Source organism: Youhaiella tibetensis, assembly GCF_008000755.1.
In the GTDB taxonomy this organism is placed as follows: domain Bacteria; phylum Pseudomonadota; class Alphaproteobacteria; order Rhizobiales; family Devosiaceae; genus Paradevosia; species Paradevosia tibetensis.
On sequence record NZ_CP041690.1, the window covers coordinates 3,893,228 to 3,910,837 of the forward strand.

16 protein-coding genes are annotated in these 17,610 nt (G+C 65.8%); 8 read left to right on the forward strand and 8 right to left on the reverse strand.

Annotated elements, in window-relative coordinates; translation table 11 throughout:
* Positions 1 to 93: 93 nt before the first annotated feature.
* On the forward strand, positions 94 to 2,841 hold the full coding sequence (gene secA / locus FNA67_RS19040; protein ID WP_147657620.1) for a preprotein translocase subunit SecA: 2,748 nt from the start codon (positions 94 to 96) through the stop codon (positions 2,839 to 2,841).
* 888 nt (positions 2,842 to 3,729) lie between these two features.
* Here secA and FNA67_RS19045 read toward each other — a convergent pair.
* The 4 genes from FNA67_RS19045 to FNA67_RS22045 all read right to left on the reverse strand — a co-directional run bounded on the left by FNA67_RS19045 (position 3,730) and on the right by FNA67_RS22045 (position 7,149).
* Positions 3,730 to 4,779, reverse strand: coding sequence for a L,D-transpeptidase family protein (locus tag FNA67_RS19045; protein WP_147657622.1), 1,050 nt, complete (start codon positions 4,777 to 4,779; stop codon positions 3,730 to 3,732).
* Between the two features lie 126 nt (positions 4,780 to 4,905).
* Positions 4,906 to 5,862 carry an acetyl-CoA carboxylase carboxyltransferase subunit alpha gene (locus tag FNA67_RS19050; RefSeq protein ID WP_147657624.1) on the reverse strand — a complete coding sequence of 319 codons (957 nt, stop codon included), beginning with the start codon at positions 5,860 to 5,862 and terminating at the stop codon, positions 4,906 to 4,908.
* Between the two features lie 118 nt (positions 5,863 to 5,980).
* On the reverse strand, positions 5,981 to 6,883 hold the full coding sequence (locus FNA67_RS19055; protein ID WP_147657626.1) for a site-specific tyrosine recombinase XerD: 903 nt from the start codon (positions 6,881 to 6,883) through the stop codon (positions 5,981 to 5,983).
* Complete coding sequence (locus tag FNA67_RS22045) at positions 6,880 to 7,149, reverse strand: hypothetical protein (RefSeq protein WP_174851689.1); 270 nt, start codon at positions 7,147 to 7,149, stop codon at positions 6,880 to 6,882. Before FNA67_RS22045 ends, FNA67_RS19055 begins: the two co-directional genes overlap by 4 nt.
* Positions 7,150 to 7,287: 138 nt before the next feature.
* On the opposite strand from FNA67_RS22045, the gene FNA67_RS19065 reads away from it, so the two are divergent.
* Together FNA67_RS19065 and aroB are read left to right on the forward strand one after the other, a co-directional pair.
* A complete protein-coding gene (locus FNA67_RS19065; RefSeq protein ID WP_049706673.1) occupies positions 7,288 to 7,866 on the forward strand; it encodes a shikimate kinase in 579 nt (192 codons plus the stop codon).
* Between the two features lies 1 nt (position 7,867).
* A complete protein-coding gene (aroB, locus tag FNA67_RS19070) occupies positions 7,868 to 8,986 on the forward strand; it encodes a 3-dehydroquinate synthase (RefSeq protein ID WP_049706674.1) in 1,119 nt (372 codons plus the stop codon).
* A 3-nt stretch (positions 8,987 to 8,989) separates the two neighbouring features.
* On the opposite strand, the gene FNA67_RS19075 is transcribed toward aroB, so the two are convergent.
* Together FNA67_RS19075 and FNA67_RS19080 are read right to left on the reverse strand one after the other, a co-directional pair.
* Positions 8,990 to 10,114: an OmpA family protein gene (locus tag FNA67_RS19075; protein ID WP_147657628.1), complete on the reverse strand. Its 1,125-nt coding sequence runs from the start codon at positions 10,112 to 10,114 to the stop codon at positions 8,990 to 8,992.
* A gap of 216 nt (positions 10,115 to 10,330) precedes the next feature.
* Positions 10,331 to 10,624 (reverse strand): BolA family protein, encoded by a 294-nt coding sequence (locus FNA67_RS19080; RefSeq protein ID WP_049706677.1) that lies wholly within the window; start codon positions 10,622 to 10,624, stop codon positions 10,331 to 10,333.
* Between the two features lie 47 nt (positions 10,625 to 10,671).
* Between FNA67_RS19080 and FNA67_RS19085 the strand changes: the two genes are divergently transcribed.
* From FNA67_RS19085 to FNA67_RS19105, 5 genes are all read left to right on the forward strand, one after another.
* A complete protein-coding gene (locus FNA67_RS19085; RefSeq protein ID WP_049706678.1) occupies positions 10,672 to 11,319 on the forward strand; it encodes a J domain-containing protein in 648 nt (215 codons plus the stop codon).
* A 259-nt stretch (positions 11,320 to 11,578) separates the two neighbouring features.
* Positions 11,579 to 12,559 carry a cobaltochelatase subunit CobS gene (gene cobS, locus FNA67_RS19090; protein ID WP_049706679.1) on the forward strand — a complete coding sequence of 327 codons (981 nt, stop codon included), beginning with the start codon at positions 11,579 to 11,581 and terminating at the stop codon, positions 12,557 to 12,559.
* An 18-nt stretch (positions 12,560 to 12,577) separates the two neighbouring features.
* Complete coding sequence (locus FNA67_RS19095; RefSeq protein ID WP_147657630.1) at positions 12,578 to 13,318, forward strand: class I SAM-dependent methyltransferase; 741 nt, start codon at positions 12,578 to 12,580, stop codon at positions 13,316 to 13,318.
* A gap of 18 nt (positions 13,319 to 13,336) precedes the next feature.
* Entirely contained in the window at positions 13,337 to 15,226 is a 1,890-nt protein-coding gene (cobT, locus tag FNA67_RS19100) for a cobaltochelatase subunit CobT (protein ID WP_049706681.1), read from the forward strand.
* The gene (locus FNA67_RS19105) at positions 15,223 to 16,242 is read left to right on the forward strand and encodes an esterase-like activity of phytase family protein (protein WP_147657633.1); all 1,020 of its coding nucleotides are present in this window, start codon (positions 15,223 to 15,225) and stop codon (positions 16,240 to 16,242) included. Before cobT ends, FNA67_RS19105 begins: the two co-directional genes overlap by 4 nt.
* An 89-nt stretch (positions 16,243 to 16,331) precedes the next feature.
* Here FNA67_RS19105 and FNA67_RS19110 read toward each other — a convergent pair whose 3' ends face one another.
* Complete coding sequence (locus tag FNA67_RS19110) at positions 16,332 to 16,982, reverse strand: VUT family protein (RefSeq protein WP_049706683.1); 651 nt, start codon at positions 16,980 to 16,982, stop codon at positions 16,332 to 16,334.
* Positions 16,983 to 17,121: 139 nt separating this feature from the next.
* The gene (gene rpmB / locus FNA67_RS19115) at positions 17,122 to 17,406 is read right to left on the reverse strand and encodes a 50S ribosomal protein L28 (protein ID WP_035033267.1); all 285 of its coding nucleotides are present in this window, start codon (positions 17,404 to 17,406) and stop codon (positions 17,122 to 17,124) included.
* Positions 17,407 to 17,610 lie beyond the last annotated feature (204 nt).

Below are 17,610 nucleotides of genomic sequence, written 5' to 3' on the forward strand. Positions count from 1 at the left end.
TGGAGCCTGGACGGGGCGGAAACCTGGGGCCTTAATGGCCCGCAACGAACACTGCGACGCAACCGCCGCACATCAGTTAAAGGATCAAGAGCAATGGTGATTGCTGCGCTCAAGCGGATCTTCGGCTCCGCAAATGATCGGCACGTCAAGCGCTTTCAGGGCCGCGTCGATGCGATCAATGCGCTCGAGCCTGAACTTTCCAAGCTCACCGACGAGCAGCTGCGCGCCCGCACCGCCGAGTTCCGCCAGCAACTGGCCAACGGCACCAAGCTCGACGACCTGCTGGTTCCCGCCTTCGCCACCGTCCGCGAAGCCTCCAAGCGCGCGCTTGGCATGCGCCACTTCGACGTACAGCTCATCGGCGGCATGGTTCTCAACGAACGCTCGATCGCCGAAATGCGTACCGGTGAAGGCAAGACGCTGGTGGCCACGCTTCCCGTCTACCTCAATGCGCTCACCGGCAACGGCGTGCACGTGGTGACGGTCAACGACTACCTCGCCAAGCGCGACGCCGAGTGGATGGGCCAGGTCTACAAGTTCCTCGGCCTCACCTTCGGCATCATCATCCACGACCTCTCCGACGAGCAGCGCAAGGCCGCCTACGCCGCCGACGTCACCTACGGCACCAACAACGAATTCGGCTTCGACTACCTTCGCGACAACATGAAGTATTCGCGCGCCCAGATGGTGCAGCGCGGCCATGCCTTCGCGATCGTGGACGAAGTGGACTCGATCCTGATCGACGAGGCGCGCACCCCGCTCATCATTTCGGGCCCCTCCGAAGATCGCTCCGACCTCTACACCAAGGTCGACGCCATCATCCCGATCATCGGGGAAGGCGATTTCGATCTCGACGAGAAGCAGCGCGCCGTCACCTTCACGGACCAGGGCATCGAAAAGCTCGAGGAGCGCCTGGCCGCCGAAGGCCTGCTCAAGAGCGAGTCGCTCTATGACCTGGAAAACGTGGCGCTGGTCCATCACCTCAATTCGGCCCTGCGCGCCCACAAGATGTTCCAGCGCGACAAAGACTACATCGTCCGCAACGACGAAGTGGTGATCATCGACGAGTTCACCGGCCGCATGATGCCGGGCCGCCGCTATTCGGAAGGCCTGCACCAGGCCCTGGAAGCCAAGGAACACGTCAAGATCCAGCCGGAAAACCAGACGCTGGCCTCGATCACCTTCCAGAACTATTTCCGCCTCTACAAGAAGCTGGCCGGCATGACCGGTACGGCAGCGACCGAGGCGGCCGAATTCGCCGACATCTATGGTCTGGACGTGGTCACGATTCCGACCAACGTGCCGGTGCAACGCAAGGATGACGACGACGCCATCTATCGCACGGCGGCCGAGAAGTTCGACGCCATCGCCGACATCATCATCGACTGCCAGAAGCGCGGCCAGCCCGTGCTGGTGGGCACCACCTCGATCGAGAAGTCCGAAATGCTGGCCGAACTGCTGCGCCAGAAGAAGGTCGGCGAGATGAAGGTGCTCAACGCCCGCTACCACGAGCAGGAGGCCCACATCGTGGCCGATGCCGGTGTGCCGGGCGCCATCACCATCGCCACCAACATGGCCGGCCGCGGCACCGACATCAAGCTGGGCGGGAACCTGGAAATGCGCGTGGCCGAGCAGGCCGCGGGCCTGGAAGGTGCCGAACGCGACGCCAAGATCGCCGAAATCTCGGCCAAGATCGAAGCCGACAAGCAGAAGGCCCTGGCCGCGGGCGGCCTGATGGTGATCGGCACCGAGCGCCACGAAAGCCGCCGCATCGACAACCAGCTACGTGGCCGCTCCGGCCGCCAGGGCGACCCGGGCCATTCCAAGTTCTTCCTCTCGCTTCAGGACGACCTGATGCGCATCTTCCCGGTCGAGAGCATGGATTCGATGCTCTCCAAGCTCGGTCTCGAGCAGGGCGAAGCCATCACCCACCCCTGGGTTACCAAGGCCATCGAGCGGGCGCAGGGGCGCGTGGAAGCGCGCAACTTCGACATCCGCAAGAACATCCTCAAGTACGACGACGTGATGAACGATCAGCGCAAGGTGATCTTCGAGCAGCGTCTGGACCTGATGGACAGCGAGGACGTCTCGGACACCATCACCGAGATGCGCCACGACGTGGTCGACGACATCATCGCCAAGGCCATCCCCGAGCGCTCCTATCCCGAGCAGTGGAACACCGAGCAGCTCGAGGCGGCCGTCAAGACCTACCTCAACATCGAAGTGCCGGTTAAGGCCTGGGCCGAGGAAGACGACATCGACGTCGAGATGGTGCGCGAGCGCATCACCAAGGCCGCTGACGACGCCTTCGCCGCCAAGGAAGAGCGCACCCTCAAGTCGCTCGCCGATTCGGGCATGGCCAACCCCACCGTCATGCGCCAGGTCGAAAAGTCGATCCTGCTGCAGTCGATCGACGGCCTGTGGCGCGAGCACCTGGTGACGCTCGACCACCTTTCCAAGGTCGTCGGCTGGCGTGGCCTCGCCCAGCGCGACCCGCTCAACGAATACAAGCAGGAAGCCTTCGAGCTCTTCCAGGCCATGCTCGCCAACCTGCGCGAACTGGTCACCACCCAGCTCAGCCATGTCGAGATCCAGACCCGCGCTCCCGAGCCGGCTCCGGCGCCCGACCTGTCGCAGCTCGAGGAAACCCATATCGATCCCTTCACCGGCGAGAACGACGCCGAAGGCGAACTGCTGACGCGCCCGCGCACCGCCGCTGCGGCGGCCGGCGCGGCGGGCCTCGCCCCGATCGATCCCAAGCTGCTGGTCGGCGTTTCGCGCAACGCCCCCTGCCCCTGCGGATCGGGCAAGAAATTCAAGCACTGCCACGGTGCCTACTAGGATCAGGGGCCGCCTTCGGGCGGCCCTTTTCGTTTAGGCGCGCCGAAACGCCGGCTCGGATCGCTCCGGTCGGTTTCGGGGTGGTTCATTGGCGGCTCGGGGCGAGGTTTGCCTCAAGTCTATGGGTGCTAGCGGTAATGCGAGGCATCGCCTCGCCCCTTGAGCGTTTGGGGTTTCTACAAGCCCGTCCACGCAAGTTGCCCGCGAGCGCACTCCGGGCCGGTCACGTCACACTTAGGCCGTAAGCCCAGGCGCCCCCAGGCTTCCCCCAACTCCCAGATCCTGGCGGCAGGGCAAGGGACGCGTGAGCTCCTCACGTCCCCAGTCCTGACGCCAGCCGCCGCAGCACCGCGTACCGTGCCTCGCCGTTGGCGGAGGGATCGGGAAAGTATGCGGGAGGGGTGGTGCGCGGGGATAAGTGTTTTGAGCTTTGTCGAGATTGGGGTGGTTTCCTGATCTCGCCGCCCACCTTCCTTGTCTTCCCCGGCGCAGGCCGGGGTCCAGTTTCACTGCCTCGGGGTGGGGATAGATTTCCTGGACCCCGACCTCTGCCAGGGAAGATGGATTGGGGTGGCCGGGAGATCTCGGGGATACGTGAGCGCGCGTGGGGGGACGTATTAGCCGGCAGCTCTCCCTCCCCCTTGTGAGGGTGAAGAGCGGTTTGCGTCAGCAAACGCCAAACTCCGGTGGAGCTTGGCGAGCGATGAACGCGCTGAGCCATGCGAAGCGCCGGTAGGAACAAGGGTGGGGGTAACCCAACCTCGGTGTCTCTGGCCCACCCCCACCCTCGATCCCTCCCCACAAGGGGGAGGGAGGCGATGGGGTTGGGGCGGCACTGGCACGCGGGGGCTGGGGTGGCGCGCAGGCGCCGGGCAGCGCCCCCACCCCTCAGCTCTTGGCGGCGGGGATGGGGGCAGTGGCGTCGAGGCTGGCCTGGGCGGGTTGCTGGCCGAAGAGGTTGCCGATGTTGGAGCCGATGCCGTTGAAGAAGCCACCGATGGCTTCGCCGCGAGCCTTGGCGGCGGCCTGGGAGGCGGCGTCGCGTTCGGCGGCAGCGGCGGCGGCGCTTTCCTTCTTGTCGACATAGGCGACTTCGGTCTGGAACACCGCCTCGTCGGCCGCCTGCTTGGCCTTGATGGCGGCGAGCATGGTGGCGTCCTGGTTGAGCGGCGGGCAGGCCGCGACCGGATCGAGCGGCACTCCGCCGGGGCCGGTGGCGTTAAAGACGTAGCGGCGCCCGCACACGTCCCACTTGGGCGGCACCTTGGCGATCTCGAACTGGTCGTACCCTTCCTTAATGTTCTTCCAGAAATCGAGGTTGGGGCTCTTGCTCTGCTTGGCCAGGTTCTGCGGCGTCATGTGGAACGGGAAGATCTGGAGCTGGAAGCTCGGATTGCCGCCCTTGAAGGTCTCGCGCGCCAGGGCATAGATCTCGGCGATACCCTCGTCGGTCATGGCGTAGCACCCGCGCGAGGAGCAATCGCCATGCACCATCAGGTCCGAGCCGGTGCGCCCGTAGGCGCGGTCGAACTTGTTGGGAAAGCCGGTGTTGAAGGCCAGGTAGTAGTTGGAATTCGGGTTCATCAGGCCCGGCGTGATCGTATAGAAGCCTTCCGGGCTCTGCCGGTCGCCTTCCTTGATCTTGGGACCGAGATCGCCCGAATAGGCGCAGATCTCATAGGACTTGAAGAGACGGAAATCGCCCGCCGAGGTCTGCTTCCAGACTTCGAGCTCGGAAGTGTCCTTAAAGATTCGCACCATCATGGGCGCCCCCGGGGAGGAGCCCATCGAGGCCAGCTTGGCGACCGCCGCGCTGGTGAGCGGACGGTTGGCCTTGGCATTGCCCTTGCCGATGAATCCACCGCAGCCGGAAAGGGTTACGGCAACCCCAACCAGTACGATCGCGGCGGCGAGCTTACGGAAAAGACCAGTCGACAATTTCTAGAACTACCCGAGTAGAATTTGGTTTTTCTAAACTAAACGGGCTTGGTTACGCCCCCGTAACCCCGCACGGTAAACAGACACTTACCAAAGAAATCGGGGCCCCTAAAGGCCCCGTTTCGATCAACTCAGATGCGTGCCGATGGCGAGGAATTTCTCGCGCCGCTGCTCACGCAACTCGAGCCGCCCCTTGCCCTCGAAATCCTTGAGGAACTTGGCGATGGCATCGCGCGTGGAGCCCATCACTTCCTCGGCGTGACGGTGGGCGCCGCCCGCCGGCTCGGGGATGATCGCATCGATCACGCCGAACCCGAGCAGGTCCTGGGCGGTGATGCGCATGTTGTTGGCCGCGTCCTGCGCCTTGGCGGCATCGCGCCACAGGATCGAGGCGCCGCCCTCCGGCGAGATCACGGTATAGACGGCATTCTCGAGCATGAGCACGCGATTGGCCGTCGCCAGCGCGATGGCGCCGCCCGAGCCGCCTTCCCCGATGATGATCGAAAGATTGGGCACGCCCAGCTCGAGGCTCTTTTCGGTCGAACGCGCGATGGCCTCGGCCTGGCCGCGCTCCTCGGCTCCGATGCCCGGATAGGCGCCGGCCGTATCCACGAACGAGATCACCGGCAGGTTGAACCGGTCGGCCATGTCCATGATGCGCACGGCCTTGCGATAGCCTTCCGGACGCGCCATGCCGAAATTGTGCTTGAGGCGGGTCTCGGTGGTCGAACCCTTCTCGTTGCCCATCACAGCCACCGGCACGCCGTTGATGCGCCCGACCCCGGCAATGATGGCGGCGTCCTCGGCGAACTTGCGGTCACCCGCCAGCGGCTGCCACTCGGTGACCAGGCGCTTGATATAATCGGAGAAATGCGGGCGCTGCGGATGGCGCGCCACCTGCGTGCGCTGCCAGGGGGTCAGCTTCTTGTAGATATCGACCAGCGCCTCGTCGGCACGGGCGGAAAGCCGATTGACCTCTTCGTCGATGGAGACCGCCTGGTCGGTCTGCGCCAGCGATTTCAGTTCGGCGATCTTGCCTTCGAGATCGGCGACCGGCTTTTCAAAGTCGAGATAGGATTGCATCCACCAGCCCGGTTGGGTTGTCGTATCGTTGGGCGGAGCCTGTCGCGCCCTAAAGTGGCCGCAAAGTGGCGATGCGACCCTCCCGAGTCAAGTCGCTCACCAGAAATGCCTGCCATGCTTAATCGTCGGCGAGCGGATGTTGGGTCTCAACCAGGCTCCGCAGCTTGTCGTCGAGCACATGCGTATAGATCTGGGTGGTCGAGATATCGGCATGTCCGAGCAGCGTCTGCACCACCCGCAGGTCGGCGCCTCCTGCGAGCAGGTGGCTGGCAAAGGCGTGCCGCAGCACGTGCGGGGTGACGCGCGCCGCCCCCACGCCCGCCCTGCCCGCCAGCCCCTTCAGGTCGCGCGCGAACACCTGCCGGCTCAGATGCCCTTCCTCGCCATTGGCGGGAAACAGGAAGAGGCCGGGCTCGAGCGTGGCGAGATAGGACTTGATGGCGTCGCGCGCCCGGTCGTTGACCGGCACGATGCGCTCCTTGCCGCCCTTGCCGCGGATGGTGAGGTAGGTGGCGTCGCGCATGACGGCGGCGCGCCTGAGGCCGACCAGTTCGGAAACGCGCATGCCGGTGGCATAGAGCAGCTCGAGCAACACATAGAGCCGCAGCGCCGCGGGCGTCCCCTCCCGGTTCGCCTCCGCCTCGGCCAGCGAGAGCAGCCGGTCGATCTCGGCGACCGAGAGCACCTTTGGCAGGCCGCGACGCGCCTTGGGGCTCGAAACGATGCGGGTCGGATCGTCCGGGCGGATGGCGTCGGCGGTCAGGAACTTGTGGAACTGGCGAATGGCGCTCAGTTTTCGCGCGCTCGATGACGCCGAAAGGCCGGCGGCCTCCAGGCTTGCCACGAAGCCGACTACGTCCTCGCGCGAGGCGTTCGAGAGGCTGACTCCCTTGCTGGCAAGCGCGGCCGCATAATCGGTGAGATCGCGCCGATAGGCGGCGATGGTGTTGGCCGCCGCCCCGCGCTCGGCACTCATCATTTCGAGAAAGGCATCGATCAGATGCCCTTCGATCCGGCTCATTCGGGGGCGCCCGGCTCGACCAGCGGCGCCTCCTCAGCGCTCGGCGCGCTGGTGGTGACCGGCACGGGCGCGGCGGCCGGCAGGGACGAGGTCACCTGCGCATCGGGTAGGCGCACCGGCTGTTGCGCCATCAGGTCGCGCGCCGGGATGCGCACGGTGATATCCTTTTCGCCCGGATCGACCATGACGGTGAGCGCGAACATCGCCGCATAACCGAGGCCGACGAGGAACAGGAGGGCGATGACGAGGCGGATCAGTGAGGGCATGGATGCACTATGCAGACCAAGTTCTAATGAATCTTCCTCTTTTTGGAGGGGTGGATCAAGGGCCGACCCCGCCTCGCGCCTTGACAAGTGATCCGCGCAAGGCTTGAACCGCCAGGCGTTTTTCTCCACCGGAGCGGTATGGTGCCCGACCCCCAGACCACCAAGGCCGAAAGGCATGAACTGGCGGCCCTTCTGGGCACCACGCCGATCGTGCTCGTGGGCATGATGGGTGCCGGCAAGACCACCGTCGGCCGCCGCATCGCCGCCAAGCTCGGGCGCAGGTTCCTGGACAGCGACGATGAGATCGAGGCGGCCGCCGGCATGAGCATCGAGGAATTCTTCGCCGCCCATGGCGAACCCGAATTCCGCGCCGGGGAGGCCCGCGTCATCGCCCGGCTGCTCAAGGAAGACAACATCGTCCTCGCCACCGGCGGCGGCGCCTTCGTCAATCCCGAGACGCGCACCCTCATCAACACCAATGCGGTTTCGGTGTGGATCAAGGCCGAGTTCGAGCTCCTGTTCGCCCGCGTCTCGCGGCGTTCGAACCGCCCCCTGCTCAAGACCGCCAATCCGCGCGATACGCTCAAGAAGCTGATCGAGACGCGCTACCCGATCTATGCGGAAGCCCACGTGACGGTGGTTTCCACCGACGTGCCCCAGGATACGGTCGCCAACGAAGTGATCGAAGCGGTCCACGCCCATCTCAAGGACAAATGACATGCCCAGCGCCGCCCTGCACACGGTCCACGTTCCGCTCGAGGGGCGCGCCTATGACATCCTGATCGGACCCGGCCTGCTCGAGGGCGCCGGCGAACGGCTCAAGGCGCAGTTTCCCGGCCGCCGCTTCGGCATCGTCACCGACACCGAAGTCGCCCGCGCGCAATTGCCCCGCCTAACCGCCAGCCTCGATGCGGCAGGGCTGAACCACGCCACCGTCACCGTGCCCAACGGGGAGGCCAGCAAGTCGTTTTCGCGCCTCAACGAGGTGGTCGAGGCCATTCTCGCCGCCCGGCTGGAGCGCGGCGACATCATCATCGCCCTGGGTGGCGGCGTGGTGGGCGACCTCGCCGGCTTTGCCGCCGCCGTGGCGCGGCGCGGCATGGATTTCGTCCAGGTGCCGACCTCGCTCCTGGCCCAGGTCGACAGCTCCGTGGGCGGCAAGACCGGCATCAACTCCCCGCACGGCAAGAACCTCATCGGCGCCTTCCACCAGCCCCGGCTGGTGCTGGCGGACCTGGATGCCCTCGCCACCCTCCCCCCGCGCGAATTCGCCGCCGGCTATGCGGAAGTGGCCAAATACGGCCTCATCGATGACGAGGCCTATTTCTTCTGGCTCGAGGAAAACCAGCGCGAAATCTTCGAAGGGGGCCCGGCACGGGCGGAAGCCATCGCGCGCGCCTGCGCCGCCAAGACGCGCTTCGTGCTGGCCGACGAAAAGGAAACCGGCGTGCGCGCGCTTCTCAACCTGGGGCACACGTTCGGCCACGCGCTCGAAACCGCCACCGGCTATTCGAGCCGCCTGCTGCATGGGGAAGGCGTGGCCATCGGCATGGTCCTGGCCCACCAGTTCTCGGCGAGCAAGGGCCTGGCCCCGTCCCAGGACACCGGCCGGGTGATCCAGCACCTCAAGGCCGCCGGGCTGCCCACTCGGATCGCCGACATTGCGGGCGACAAGCTCGACGCCGACGAATTGCTGCGCAATATCGCCCAGGACAAGAAGGTCGTGCGCGGCGCCCTCACCTTCATCCTCACCCGCGGCATCGGCAAGGCCTTCATCGAAAAGAACGTCGCCCCCGATGAGGTGCGCGCCTTCCTCGGCGAGGCGCTGAAGGCCTGACGCCTAGGGCGTGACGGCGATGACGACGCGCCGGTTGGCGCGGGCGCTCGGCCCGAACTTGGTGGTCTCGCCCACGCCCGTTGCCTCGGCCTTTTCGAACTTGATGCCCTTGTCGCGCAGATACTTGAGCGCGTTCTGCGCCCGCTCGACCGAGAACAGGGCATTGGTGGCGTAAGAGCCATAGGTATCCGAATAGCCCGTCAGCGTGATCGAGCAGGTCTGCGCGCCGATCTCCTCGGCAATGGCATCGAGCTGCTTGTTGGTAGCGGGGGTAAGATCGTTCGAGTTCTGGCCGAAGCCGGTGACGTCGAAGGATTTTTCGAGGGTGCAGGTGGCGGTCTGTGCGGCTGCCGCCTTGGCCGGCGCCGCCTCGGCTGCGGCGACCTTGTCCTCTGGGGCGGCGGCTTCGGCCGGCTCGGGCGCGCCAGCAGGTTCCGGCTTGGCTTCGGGCTCAGGCTGCGGGGCAGGCTTGGCTTCTTCCGCCTTGGGTTCGGCTGGCGCAGCTGGTTTGGCCGCTGGAGCCGGCGCCTCGGGCTCGGCGGGCGTCTCGGCAGCCGGGGTGGCCGGTTCGGCGGGCTTGGCGGCCGGAGGCGCCGACTCGTCCGCAGCGGCCTCGGGCCAGCCGCCCTCGGGCGCCAGCGACACCGCCTGGGTGGTGTTGTCGTTGATGGCCAGGTAATCCCCGACCATCTGGTTGGGCTCAAGCCCGGCCTTGGTCACCGTCGCCAGGTTCGCCGCCTTGATCTCGACCCCGTTGAGGGTGACCGAGGAGACGAAGAGGTTGCGGTCGCGGTTGGAGCCATCCCCGCCATAGGCCTCGTTGGTGAGGCTGATGCGGATCTCCCCGGTGGGGCGGAAATCGGCCTCGGGAATATCGAAGCTGAAGCTTTCGACATATTGGGACTTGTCCACAGCATCGGCGAAACGCTGGTCGGTTCCGGTGTCGATGGCCTTGTCCACAGCCCCTTCCCCGACCGGCTTGCCATCGAAAGTCACGACGAATTTGGGCGGGCCGTCATAGGCCTCCCCGCCGATGACAAGGACCAGCCTGGCCGGCGCCGCCATCGCGATACCGGGGATGAAGGCCAGCGCAAAAGCGGTGGCCAGCATTGTATTTTTTCCGTTCATGGTCGCCCTCCTGCTCAATGTCGCAGAAGTGGCTAGAGGCCAAGAAGGGCGATTCTTCGCCGCGTTGATGGCAGCGCAGCACCGCTTCGCCACACAATCGCCGGCTTGATGAACGGCAAATGCCAATATGTGAACGGCCACAAGGGGCTGGATCGCGGTAAATTGTGGCGCATGCGGCTTGCACTGCGCCGATCGATACCCGATCTAGGCGTGACGTCAGGCGATATCCCTGGGCAATTGCGTGGGGGCGCCGGGCGGCAGCACCTCGATCGCCAGGGCATGCACACCCCCCTTGATTTCGGCGTCGAGCGCCTCCATCACGGCGCGGTGTTGCGCCAGGCGGGTCATCCCGGCAAAATGCCGGGTCGCGATTCTGACGCGGAAATGCGTTTCTCCGCCCTCGCGCCAGCCGGCATGGCCACGATGTTTGTGGCTGTCGTCGATCACCTCGAGGTGCTCGGGCTCAAATTTGACGGAAAGTTTCTCGATCATGGTGTCGCGGACGGACATCGGAAGTCGCAATCTTTAGTTATCGGTTCGGGTTGTAGTTAGGCGCAATGAAACTGGATTCCAAGCTGTTCGATGCCATCCGCATCCGGCCCCGGCACCAGGAAGAGCCCAAGGTGGAAGCCCCGCCTTGTGCCTGGGAGGGCTGTGACCAAGCGGGCCTCTATCGCGCCCCCAAAGGCCATCGCGCCGAGGGGGAGTACCACCATTTCTGCCTGGAGCACGTCCGGCACTACAACATCGCCTTCAATTTCTTCTCGGGCATGAGCCAGGACGACGTGGAGGCCTATGTCTCCCGCACCACCCAGACCGACGGACGGCCGACCTGGGGCATGGGCGCCAAGCCCGGCCCGGGCGCGCAGCCCAACCGGCCCGGCAAGGGCTCGAAAACCTACGCGCGCGGCGAGCGCTTCCACGATCCCTTCCACGTCTTCGCACGCTACCAGCGCTACCAGAACAAGTCGGCCGGGCCCAAGACCGAGCGCAAGCGCCCGCTGGGCGAACTCGACCGGCGCGCCTTCGAGGCGCTGGGCCTGGAAGGCGTGGCCAAGTCCGACGAGATCAAGAAGGCCTACAAGGCCCTGGTCAAGATCCACCACCCCGACGCCAATGGCGGCGACCGCTCCTCCGAAGACCGGCTGCGCGCCATCATCGTGGCCTATACGCATCTGAAGAATACCGGGTACGTGACGCGCTAGGCCGAGACGGGCCCCGGCACTGAGGCCTCTCAGGGATTGCTGCCCCCACCCTCAGTCCCTCCCCTCGAGGGGGAGGGATGCATTGGGGCACGGTCGAGCCGGAAGGTCTCACTCCTCCTCGTGGGGGGAGAACAAGGGTGGGGGCGCGCCAACCGCGATGCCCATCATCAACGCTAGGCCCTAGCCGCCAATACTGCTATAGAGCCCGCTGTCCGATTTGTGACGGCCCACCTAACACCCTGCTCGAGGGACTTCGATTATGACTGACTTCACCAATTTGCCGGACACCGAATACAAGGTCCGTGACCTTTTCGGTATCGACAGCGACATGGTGGTCAAGGGCTATGCCGAACCGACCGCGCACGTGCCGCCGGCCGATCCGGATTACCTGTTCGACCGCAATACCACGCTCGCCATTCTCGCCGGTTTCGCCTTCAACCGCCGCGTCATGGTGCAGGGTTACCACGGTACCGGCAAATCGACCCATATCGAGCAGGTCGCATCGCGCCTCAACTGGCCGCTGGTGCGCGTGAACCTGGACAGCCACGTCTCGCGTATCGACCTGGTCGGCAAGGACGCCATCGTCCTCAAGGACGGCAAGCAGGTCACCGAATTCCGCGACGGCATTCTCCCCTGGGCGGTGCAGAACAACATCGCGCTGGTCTTTGACGAATACGACGCCGGCCGCCCGGACGTGATGTTCGTGATCCAGCGCGTGCTCGAAGTCGCCGGCCGCCTGACGCTGCTCGACCAGAACCGCGTGATCACGCCCCACCCGGCCTTCCGCCTCTTCGCCACCACCAACACCATCGGTCTGGGCGATACCTCCGGCCTCTATCACGGCACCCAGCAGATCAACCAGGGCCAGATGGACCGCTGGAGCCTGGTGGTGACGCTCAACTACCTGCCCCACGACAAGGAAGTCGGCATCGTTCTGGCCAAGAACAAAAGCTATGCCGCCACCGAGAAGGGCAAGAAGACCGTCTCCAACATGGTGCGCCTGGCCGATCTCACCCGCTCGGCCTTCATGAACGGGGACCTTTCCACCGTCATGAGCCCGCGTACCGTGATCACCTGGGCCGAGAACGCCCAGATCTTCGGCGATATCGGCTTTGCCTTCCGGCTGACCTTCCTCAACAAGTGCGACGAACTCGAACGCCCCGTGGTGGCCGAGTTCTACCAGCGCGTGTTCGGCGAAGACCTGCCCGAATCCTCGGCCAACCTGGCGGTGACCGCCTGATCTCCCTGGAGATGCCCGTTGGCCCAGAACATCTACGACGACACGGCCTTCTTTGAGGGTTACAGCCAGATTCCGCGCTCCCGCCTCGGCTTGGCGGGCGCACCGGAATGGCCTGCCCTCAAGGCCATGTTGCCCGATGTGAGGGGCAAGCGGGTTCTCGACCTGGGCTGCGGGTTCGGCGCCTTCGGACGCTGGGCCATCGAGAACGGCGCCGAGAGCGTTCTGGGTGTCGATCTTTCCGAAAACATGCTCAGGACGGCGCGCGAGCGGACCGGCGACATGCCGATCACCTACGTGCAGGCCAACCTGGAAGATTATGTGCCGGCGGCCGATGCCTACGACCTCGTCTATTCGACGCTGGCGGTGCACTACCTCGAGGATTTCGACGCGTTCTGCCGCAAGGTGCGCGCCGCGCTCGGCGAGGCCGGGGCGTTCGTCTTTACGACCGAGCACCCGATCTTCGCCGCCCGGGCCAATCCAGACTGGATCACGGATGGCGCGGGCAAGCGCGCCTACGCGATCAGCGACTACAATGTGGAAGGCCCCCGGCTCACCAACTGGATTGCCGAGGGCGTCGTCAAATACCACCGCACCATCGCAACGATGGTGAACACTCTCCGGCGCCATGGCCTCCTCATCGAGGCCCTGGACGAATGGGGGCCGACCGCCGAGGAACTGGCTGCCAAGCCGGGCCTTGCCGAGGAGGTCGTGCGCCCGCAACTCCTGCTCGTTTCGACCCGCGTCGAAATGGGACGCTAACCGACCACCGGACCGAAGATGGCACAAGCTCCGCGCAACAAAGGCAACAGACCCGACCAGACGGCGACCTTCAAGTCGGCCGTGGGAGCGACGGTGCGCGCCATCGGCGGCAAGCCCGAGCTCGAGGTGAGCTTCACCGCCGACCGCCCGATCCTGACTTCGGACAAGGCCCGGCTCGCCAACCTGCCCCGCCTGCCGACCCGGCGCGATATCGCCATTGCCCGCGGCCAGGGCGACGCCATGGCGATGCGCCTGGCCAGCCACGACCCCGAAAAGCACCGCAAGCGCGCGCCCTCCGACCCGATCGCGCGTGCCGCGTTCGACGCACTCGAGCAGGCCCGCTGCGAGTCGCTTGGCGTCGTGCGCATGCCCGGCATGGGCCAGAACATTTCCGAGATGCTCGAGGACCGGCTGTTCCGGGCCAATTTCGCCGAGGTCTCCGACAAGAACGACGCCCCGCTCGCCGAGGTGCTTGGCCTGATGCTGCGCGAAAAGATCGCCGGCGTCGCCATCCCGCCCTCCGGCCACGCCATCGTCGACCTGTGGCGTGACGAGATCGAGAACAAGGCCGGCGGCTCGCTCGACGACCTGCTGAGCCGGTTCGAGGACCAGGACGATTTCGCCAAGGTCGCCAAGGCGCTGCTGCGCGACCTCAACCTCGTGCCCGACAGCGAGCTGGACGACTACGACGGCGAGGACGGGGAAGAGGACGCCGACCAGAACCCCGACCAGGGCCAGTCCGACGAGGACAACCAGGAACAGGGCGAAGGCGAGAACCAGGACGCCCAGTCCGACCAGGACGAAAAGCCCGGTTCTTCCGAAGAGGAAGGCGAGGTCGAGGGCTCGGAAACCGACATGGCCGAGACCGACGAGGAGGCGACCACCGAAGCCGGCGAGGAATCGCCGAACCCGCCGCCGCCCGGCAAGGTCGAGGAGCGCCTCACCAACCAGTTCAACTACAAGATCTTCACCCAGAAGTTCGACGAGATCGTCAAGGCGAGCGAATTGTGCCCGCCCGAGGAACTCGACCAGTTGCGCGCCCTGCTCGACAAGCAGCTCGAAAACCTGGCCGGCGCCGTGGCGCGACTGGCCAACAAGCTCCAGCGGCGCCTCATGGCGCAGCAGAACCGCTCCTGGACGTTCGACCTGGAGGAAGGCCTGCTCGATTCGGCCCGCCTCACCCGCGTCGTCATCGACCCCATGGCCCCCCTCTCGTTCAAGGTCGAGAACGACACCGATTTCCGCGACACCGTGGTGACGTTGCTGATCGACAATTCCGGCTCGATGCGCGGGCGCCCGATCACCATCGCGGCGATCTGCGGGGACATTCTCGCCCGCACGCTCGAGCGCTGCGGCGTCAAGGTCGAGATCCTGGGCTTCACCACCCGCGCCTGGAAGGGCGGCAAGAGCCGCGAGGCGTGGCTGGAAGCCGGGCGCCCGGCCAATCCGGGCCGCGTCAACGACATCCGCCACATCATCTACAAGGCCGCCGACGAGCCCTGGCGCCATGCGCGCCGCAACCTCGGGCTGATGATGCGCGAAGGCCTGCTCAAGGAAAACATCGACGGGGAGGCCCTGCAATGGGCCGAGAAGCGCCTCCTGGCGCGCCCGGAGAACCGCCGCATCCTGATGGTGATCTCGGACGGCGCCCCGGTCGACGATTCGACCCAGTCGGTCAATGCCGGCAACTACCTCGAGGCGCACCTGCGCCAGGTGATCGAGGACATCGAGACGCGTTCGCCCATCCAGCTGGTGGCGGTGGGCATCGGCCATGACGTGACGCGCTATTACCGGCGCGCGGTGACGTTGCTCGACGCCGAGGAACTGGCGGGCGCTCTTACCGACGAGCTGGCCTCGCTCTTTGACGAGGAGCCCCCGGCGGCGGCCGGGCGGCGCGGTCGGCGATGACCGGGCGGGCCGCGCTAGCGTTCGGCCTGCTGCTCGGTCTCGCCTCCCTTCCCGTTCTGGCCCAGAGCCCCGGCGAGCCCGGCGCCGAGGGCGTGGCGGCGACCGCCACCCCGATCGAGCATTTCCGCGGTGCGGCCGTGGGCGAACGCGTCGATGGCCTCATCTGGCGCGGCGGGCTCAACCTCGTCAGTTCCACGGACGGCTTCGGCGGCCTCTCCTCGCTCGGCTTCATCGGCGATGACGGCCGGCTGGCCATGGTTTCGGACCGGGGCAATTTCGTCACCGGCCAATTGCTCTACGACGACATGGTGCGCCCGCTCAGCCTCGTCGGCGTCCGCATCGACCCGATCCAGAACACCAAGGGTGCCGACCTGCCGCGGGCCTTCGCCCGCGACGCCGAGGCGCTCGATGTCGTGCAGCGCAACGGCGTGCCGGTGGCGGTGCGCGTGGGTTTTGAGAACCTGACCCGCGTGGCCGACTTCGCGCTCACCGACGCCATACCCGGCGGTCCGGCGAAAAATGTCGAGATCCCGGTGTGGATGGGCGAGATCCGCTCCAACAAGTCGATCGAATCGCTGTGCATCGCCCCGCCGGCCTCCCCGGTCGCCGGCTCGACCCTGGTCATCATCGAGGGCATCGAGCGCTATGGGCGCAACCACGCCGCCACGCTCCTCGGCCGCGCCGACCGCGGGGACCTCGAACTGACCGCCGCCCCCGCCGTCAACCCGACCGATTGCGCCTTCCTCCCCAACGGCGACCTGCTGGTGCTCGAGCGCGGCACGGCCCTGCTCTCCTTCGTCATGCAGCTGCGCCTGATCCCGGCCGCCGAGGTCAAACCGGGCGCGCTCATGGAGGGGCGCATCCTGCTGCGCGCCTCGGGAGGGGATATCGACAACATGGAAGGGGTGGCCGTGCACAAGGCCCCGGACGGGGAAGTGCGCATTACCCTGCTCTCGGACAACAATTTCAACGACTGGGAGCGCAACCTGCTCCTGGAGTTCGCGCTGCCCGAGTGAGGGGCATCACCCCCGCCTTCTTGCAAGTTCATGCCCATGGCTTCCCTCCCCTTGTGGGGAGGGATCGAGGGTAGGGTGGAAGCGCCGGATTAGGCCGCAACCGCCCGCTGGGGCATGATGGGGCCCATGAGCAGCCGGTAGGGCGCCAGCAGCAGCGCCGCCGCCAGGAACTTGACCGAGAAATCGCCGGCCGCCAGCGCGATCCAGAGCGGCACCTCCGGCCCCACGCCCAGCAGCGCCGCCGGGAAGGGCAGCGAGCCATCGGCCATGCCGAAGGCGAGATCGATGCCGGCGAAGAGCGGCGCGAAGGCCAGCGAGAAGAAGATCACCGTATCGATCAGCGAGCCGAAGAACGAGGCGATGAAGGGCGGCAGGAACCAGGCCAGGCGCCGCAGGCGCGAAAACACCGAAATGTCGAGGAACTGGCCGACGAGGAACGCCGTACCCGAGGCGATGGCGATGCGCGGGGTGGCCAGGCGCACCGAGATGGCGACCGCCACCGCGAAGCCGATCACCACCACCAGCCGCGCCACGTTGGGGCCGAAATGCCGGTTGGTAAGGTCCGAGACCAGGAAGGCGAAGGGATAGGTGAAGGCGCCCCAGGTGAGGATATCCCCGACATGGACGGAGCCGAGGTCGAAATTGACCGGATACTGGACCAGGATATTGGAGGCCGTGACCACCACGACCATGGCCAGAACCGCCCAGTAGAACCGGGGTGTATTCAGGTGAGCGAGCATCTTGATGCACCTCTATGTCAGCCGCGCTTCCGGCATCAGACCGGCGCAGGCGGAAGGGGACGATTCCCTTCCCTCATAAAAGCAAACCGCGCGGCTCCTGGGGAGCCGCGCGGCGAATTCTAGCGCGTTTGCGTTTCGCTTACGAGGCGAGAGCGGCGCGCACTTCCTTCTTGAGGGCCTGGGCGTTGTCCGAGAGCTCGGCGTCGTTGGCCTTGAGGAGGAAAGCATCCAGACCGCCGCGGTGCTCGACCGAGCGCAGGGCCGCCGCGGAAATGCGCAGCTTGACGGTGCGGTCGAGAGCTTCGGAGATCAGCGAGACGTTGACGAGGTTCGGCAGGAACCGGCGACGCGAATGGTTCATCGCGTGGCTCACAGTGTTACCCGTCATAACGCCCTTGCCGGTGAGTTCGCAGCGACGTGCCATTTGGTCTTATCCTGTTGTCAAAACGGCGCTCGGCGGGGTAGAGCCCCGCAACGGGCCATCGTGTGTTCTGAAAAGCTGGCGTCTCCATAAAGAAACACCGGCTGCCCGTCAAGACATCGGCGCTTGCAAGGGCACGAATCCGGGGGCACCGTGAGCGGGATGCTGATTCGGCCCCGGTCCAGGGGGCAAATGCAAAGAACCTAG

Coding starts and splice junctions, on each gene's coding strand:
- secA (WP_147657620.1), top strand. CDS start 94: ATGGTGATTGCTGCGCTCAAGCGGATCTTCGGCTCCGCAAATGATCGG.
- FNA67_RS19050 (WP_147657624.1), bottom strand. CDS start 5,862: ATGCAATCCTATCTCGACTTTGAAAAGCCGGTCGCCGATCTCGAAGGC.
- FNA67_RS19055 (WP_147657626.1), bottom strand. CDS start 6,883: ATGAGCCGGATCGAAGGGCATCTGATCGATGCCTTTCTCGAAATGATG.
- FNA67_RS22045 (WP_174851689.1), bottom strand. CDS start 7,149: ATGCCCTCACTGATCCGCCTCGTCATCGCCCTCCTGTTCCTCGTCGGC.
- FNA67_RS19065 (WP_049706673.1), top strand. CDS start 7,288: ATGGTGCCCGACCCCCAGACCACCAAGGCCGAAAGGCATGAACTGGCG.
- aroB (WP_049706674.1), top strand. CDS start 7,868: ATGCCCAGCGCCGCCCTGCACACGGTCCACGTTCCGCTCGAGGGGCGC.
- FNA67_RS19075 (WP_147657628.1), bottom strand. CDS start 10,114: ATGAACGGAAAAAATACAATGCTGGCCACCGCTTTTGCGCTGGCCTTC.
- FNA67_RS19080 (WP_049706677.1), bottom strand. CDS start 10,624: ATGTCCGTCCGCGACACCATGATCGAGAAACTTTCCGTCAAATTTGAG.
- FNA67_RS19085 (WP_049706678.1), top strand. CDS start 10,672: ATGAAACTGGATTCCAAGCTGTTCGATGCCATCCGCATCCGGCCCCGG.
- cobS (WP_049706679.1), top strand. CDS start 11,579: ATGACTGACTTCACCAATTTGCCGGACACCGAATACAAGGTCCGTGAC.
- cobT (WP_049706681.1), top strand. CDS start 13,337: ATGGCACAAGCTCCGCGCAACAAAGGCAACAGACCCGACCAGACGGCG.
- FNA67_RS19105 (WP_147657633.1), top strand. CDS start 15,223: ATGACCGGGCGGGCCGCGCTAGCGTTCGGCCTGCTGCTCGGTCTCGCC.
- FNA67_RS19110 (WP_049706683.1), bottom strand. CDS start 16,982: ATGCTCGCTCACCTGAATACACCCCGGTTCTACTGGGCGGTTCTGGCC.
- rpmB (WP_035033267.1), bottom strand. CDS start 17,406: ATGGCACGTCGCTGCGAACTCACCGGCAAGGGCGTTATGACGGGTAAC.